Origin of the sequence: uncultured Flavobacterium sp. (assembly GCF_937967675.1) — a bacterium.
Classification (GTDB): Bacteria; Bacteroidota; Bacteroidia; order Flavobacteriales; family Flavobacteriaceae; genus Flavobacterium.
Map to the genome: position 1 here is coordinate 1 of NZ_CALBSN010000096.1, position 4,381 is coordinate 4,381.

5 protein-coding genes and 1 pseudogene are annotated in these 4,381 nt (G+C 33.0%); 2 read left to right on the plus strand and 4 right to left on the minus strand.

The genetic code is table 11. The annotated features are described in order from the left end of the window. The 4 genes from obgE to hpt all read right to left on the minus strand — a co-directional run. Positions 1-847: GTPase ObgE (obgE, locus tag Q0075_RS06700; RefSeq protein ID WP_297868835.1), on the minus strand; the 847-nt coding region annotated here is incomplete at its 3' end. 141 nt (positions 848-988) lie between these two features. Beyond that, positions 989-2,263, minus strand: coding sequence for a hemolysin family protein (locus Q0075_RS06705; protein WP_297868836.1), 1,275 nt, complete (start codon positions 2,261-2,263; stop codon positions 989-991). Positions 2,264-2,380: 117 nt separating this feature from the next. Beyond that, positions 2,381-2,956 (minus strand): adenylate kinase, encoded by a 576-nt coding sequence (locus Q0075_RS06710; RefSeq protein ID WP_297868837.1) that lies wholly within the window; start codon positions 2,954-2,956, stop codon positions 2,381-2,383. Between the two features lie 29 nt (positions 2,957-2,985). Then, a complete protein-coding gene (gene hpt / locus Q0075_RS06715; protein WP_026725667.1) occupies positions 2,986-3,516 on the minus strand; it encodes a hypoxanthine phosphoribosyltransferase in 531 nt (176 codons plus the stop codon). A 109-nt stretch (positions 3,517-3,625) separates the two neighbouring features. On the opposite strand from hpt, the gene Q0075_RS06720 reads away from it, so the two are divergent. Next, the gene (locus Q0075_RS06720; RefSeq protein ID WP_297868838.1) at positions 3,626-4,162 is read left to right on the plus strand and encodes a hypothetical protein; all 537 of its coding nucleotides are present in this window, start codon (positions 3,626-3,628) and stop codon (positions 4,160-4,162) included. 71 nt (positions 4,163-4,233) lie between these two features. Continuing rightward, positions 4,234-4,381: pseudogene (locus Q0075_RS06725) on the plus strand (5-(carboxyamino)imidazole ribonucleotide synthase); the annotation flags it as partial.

Consider the following 4,381-nt stretch of genomic DNA (forward strand, 5'->3'; position numbering starts at 1 on the left):
AAATCACAATTAAACGATCTTTATCTAACATTTCTGGATTGTAACGACGTAATTCATCTAACAGAATTTCGTACTCTTTCTTAATATCATCGGCATCCGCAGGAACTAAAAACAACAAAGTTGAATTTCGTTCGATATGACGCAAAAAATAATGACCTAAACCTTTTCCTTCTGCTGCACCTTCAATAATTCCAGGAATATCAGCCATTACAAACGATTGAAAATCTCTGTAAGCTACAATTCCTAAATTAGGTTTTAAAGTTGTAAATGGATAATCGGCAATTTTTGGCTTTGCCGAAGTTAAAACTGACAACAAAGTTGATTTTCCTGCATTAGGGAAACCTACCAAACCTACATCTGCTAATACTTTTAATTCTAAAGTTACATCTACTTCTTTTACAGGCATACCTGGTTGTGCATAACGAGGCGTTTGATTCGTAGCACTTCTAAAATGCCAGTTCCCTAAACCTCCTTTTCCACCTTCTGCTATGATTTTCATTTCATCGTGCTCTGTAATTTCGAACAAAACATCACCCGTTTCTTGATCTTTTACAACTGTTCCTAATGGGACTTCAATAAATTTATCTTCTCCATCATGACCTGTACTTCTTGAACTTCCTCCATCGCCACCGTGACCCGCACGAACGTGTTTCAAAAATTTTAAATGAAATAAAGTCCAAAGATTTTTATTTCCTTTAATATATACGTGTCCACCACGACCTCCATCACCACCATCGGGTCCACCTTTTTCAATAAATTTTTCTCTGTGTAAATGCGACGACCCTTTTCCTCCCTTTCCGGAAGAAACATATATTTTTACGTAGTCTACAAAATTTCCTTCTGTCATCTTTTCTTAGTGTTCAGTTATCAGTGTTGAGTGTTCAGTAATTTTCCAACCTACAAAACCTCTTTTCTGATAACAATTTGTTATTCTCAATGACACTATTTAGAACTGCATACTAAATACTGAACACTGAATACTTAATTATTATTCTTTTAAATTGGTAATTAAAACTTTATCAATTTTAACACCGTCCATATCGATAACTTCGAACTCTAATTTGTTCCAAATTAACTTTTGTCCTTGTTTTGGGATTACTCCTAATTCTGTTATGATTAATCCACTTACTGTTGTTACTTCGTAATCTCCAATTAACTCATCCATATCAAAATAAGTTAAGAAATCGTGCAGCGAATAATGTCCGTCAACTAACCACGAACCGTCTTCTCTTGCTACAATTTTAAATTCGTCTTCATAGAAATCAGCCGCATCTCCTACTAACGCTTCTAAAATATCATTCAATGTAATTATTCCTTGAAAAACACCGTGTTCATCGGTAACCAAAGCATAATGCACTTTTGAAACCTTGAAATTTTCCAATGCTTTATATGCCGATGTTTGCTCAATAAAATATACCGGTTCTTTAATTATCGATTTTAAATCGAAATTTCCTTTTTCAAAACTGGCAAACAAATCTTTCAACAAAACGATTCCTTCTACATCGTCTAAATTATCCGCACATACTGGATAAACCGAATGCAATTCATCTAAAACTTTCGCTTTGATTTCTTCAATGGAATCTTCGTAAGACAAATACACAATTGAATTTCGGTGCGTCATTAATGAATTAACTTTTCTATCGCCAATATGAAAAACACGTTCCACAATATCTTGCTCAATTTCTTGAACTTCACCTACTTCAGTTCCTTCTTTTATAATGGCTTTGATTTCTTCTTCTGTAACTTTTCCGTCAGCTGTTGGTTTAATTTGCAAAAGTTTCATCAAAGATTCAGTTGAAATAGTCAGCAACCATATAAAAGGCATTGTAATGGTAGAAACTAATTTCATGGGAACCGCAACTGCTTTTGCAATTCCTTCTGGATAATTTAAACCGATTCTTTTTGGCAATAATTCACCTAAAACTAAAGAGAAAAATGTTAATACCACTACTACAATTCCCACAGCAATAGATTCCGAATACGGTTTTAATGCTTCAAAAGTAGCTACAAAATTTCGTACATCGGTAGTAATTTTATCTCCCGAATAAATACCCGTTAAAATCCCAATTAAAGTAATTCCGATTTGAACAGTAGATAAAAATTCGTTTGGCGAATTGGCTAAATCTAATGCTACTTTTGCATTTTTATTTCCTTTTTTAGCCGCTGTTTCTAATCGGTTTTTACGAGCTGAAATCAATGCGATTTCCGACATTGAGAAAACACCGTTTAAAATAATCAGAAAGAGAATGATTAAAATTTCCATAGTTAAAATTATAAAAAAAGAGCTAAAATCCCAAATTACGGAAATAGCTCCTTTTCTGTGTGCAAATATCGAAAAAAAAATCGAAAGCCCGAAATTTATCTCTCGAGCCTTATTTTATTATATAAATGTGTCCAAAACCAAACTTAATCTTTCAGTCACTTCTTCAATAGACCCAATACCATCGACTGCGTAAAATTTGTGTTGCGTTTTGTAATAATCCATTAATGGCGCGGTTTTTTCGTTATATTCTTGGTAACGATTTCTTATTTTTTCCTCATCTTGATCGTCTGGTCTTCCTGAAGTTTTTCCTCTTTCTAGCAAACGTTGCACTAAGATTTCATCATCAGCTTCTAATGCAACTGTCGCTGTAATTTCTTGATTTTTTCCTGCTAAAAATGCATCTAAAGCTTCTGCTTGCGCAATTGTTCTTGGAAAACCATCAAATAAAAAACCTGCTGCTTGTGGATTTTTATCTACTTCGCTTTGCAACATTTTAATCGTTACTTCATCTGGAACCAAATCACCTTTATCCATAAAGGTTTTAGCTAATCTACCTAATTCGGTATCATTTTTAATGTTGAATCTAAAAATATCACCTGTAGATAAATGGACTAAATTGTATTTGTGTTTTAAAAAATCGGCTTGTGTTCCTTTTCCTGCTCCTGGCTTACCAAATAATACGATATTGATCATTGCTTTGTTATGTTAAGTGTAATAGTTAGTTATTCTGATAATTGATATACGTCTTTTAAATTTCTTCCTAAACCATCGTAGTCTAAACCATATCCTACGATAAATTTATTTGGAATTCGAATCCCTACGTAATCCAATTTAATGTCTTTTGTATAGGCTTCTGGTTTTAAGAATAAAGTAGCAATTTTGAAATGTTTCACATTGTGATGCTTCATAATGGCTTTTAATTCTTCTATCGTATTTCCAGTATCTACAATGTCTTCCACGATAATTACAGAACGACCTTCTAAACTTTGATTCAAACCAATCAGTTCTTTTACTTCATTGGTAGTTTGCGTTCCTTCATACGAAGCCATTTTCACAAACGAAACTTCGCAATTGTGACTGTATTTTTTTAATAAATCAGCCACGACCATGAAAGCGCCATTCAAAACGCCAATAAAAACAGGAACATCATCACAAAAATCGTCTTCAATTTGTTTGGCCATGTTTTCAATGGCGAAATTAATTTCCTCTCCCGAGATAAAAACTTCAAATTTCTTATCGTGTAGTTGTATCACTTTTAGTTAGATTTAGAAATAAACAACAAATTTAAGAAAGTCAAATGAATAGCTCTAAAGTATTTTAACTTTTTTGCAAATTTGATATATTTACCAAATGAAAAGCCAAATGTATCAGAAAATCGATGAAAGCACTTGTCATGTAGCCAGCCGAAAAATGGTGAGTAATTTTGCTATGAAAGATGAAAAAAATCTTAGCGAAATGATTGAACTAGCTTTTGACATCAAAAATGAATTACATGTAAAAGCGTTTTGGAGTTTAGATTTGGTTTGCGAAAAGAAACTAAAACAATTTGTTCCTTACATTGAAGATTTCTGCACCATTCTTCCCAAAATAAAAGACGATTCAGCGTTACGACCAGCGACTAAAATTGCTTTCTTTTTAGTGAAAAGCAATCACAGAAAAAACGGAATTTCTCTCACACAACAACAAGAACACAATTTAATAGAAGCCTTAATTGACCGTTTAATTCAAGACGAAAAAGTTGCTGCAAAAGTGTATGCTATGAAAGCGCTTTTTGTTTTGGGTAAGAAATACGATTGGGTTCACGATGAATTAAAATCCATCATAGAGCAAGATTATTCGAATCATTCTGCAGCTTACCAAGCGACTACTCGAAATTTATTAAAGAAACTCAACAAATAGTATTTTCTGAATTCTAAATTCTGAATTCTAAATTCTTACTCTTATCTTTGCGCAAACAACAACACAACAAAATGAATTATTTTTCTTCTGATTTTAAATTAGGAATTTTAGGAGGAGGTCAATTAGGGAAAATGCTTTTGACCGAAACTCGAAAATTCGATATTCAAACTTTAGTTTTAGAACCAAGCGAAGAAGCTCCAGCACGATATAGTTGCAACG